Raw genomic sequence first — 645 nt, 5'->3', positions numbered from 1 at the left:
GGGCCATCGCGGGAGCCATGTCCGATTCGGCGCTCCAGCGCAGGATCTACGCGGCCGCACAACGTCTCGTCGCCGTCGGCGAGAGCGGGCCGGGAAAAAATTCCAAGATACGCCTGTCCACCCGTGAGACCGATGTCCTCGCCCAGGTCGCGCTTGGCTGCACCAATGCCGAGGTCGCAAACCGGCTTTCGCTCTCCCGCGAAACGGTCAAGGCATACCTGCAATCCGCCATGCGGAAACTGGACGCGGGCACACGCTACGAAGCCGTCGTCCGCGCCCGCAAGGCGATGCTGATCCCCTGAACTTACCCTGACTTCGCCCGGCGGGGACTTCCGCCCACGGAGAGCCGTGCCCGGTCTTCGTCGCTGAGCTGTTCGGGGCTCTCGTGGGCGTCGTGATGCGCCGAGAACCGCGTCGAGGGTCGGGCCGCCAAATCCTGCCATTCGAGGTACCAGGGCGCGGACTGTTCCCAGAAGTGGATCAGGCCGTTCGTGGCGAACGCGACACTGACCCGGCAGGGTGACCCGCAAAGTCTGTTTGCGCAGGTCGTGGGTCTGGCCGGGGTTTGAGGGGGCTGGGTGGGGAACGACCGGCCCGTTTTGAGATGATCTCGTTTTGGTGACGTTCCGTGAATCTGCGGTTGAT

General features: G+C 65.1%; 1 protein-coding gene. It reads left to right on the top strand.

Annotated elements, in window-relative coordinates; genetic code table 11:
- The coding region (locus AC08ON_RS17750) for a response regulator transcription factor (RefSeq protein ID WP_476617404.1) at window positions 1–302 on the top strand (302 nt) is incomplete at its 5' end.
- Window positions 303–645: the final 343 nt, after the last annotated feature.

This window comes from Frankia sp. CoWAU3 (assembly GCF_977971855.1).
Note: the sequence above shows the minus strand (reverse complement) of the source record. Positions and strands in the feature narration are given on the sequence as shown.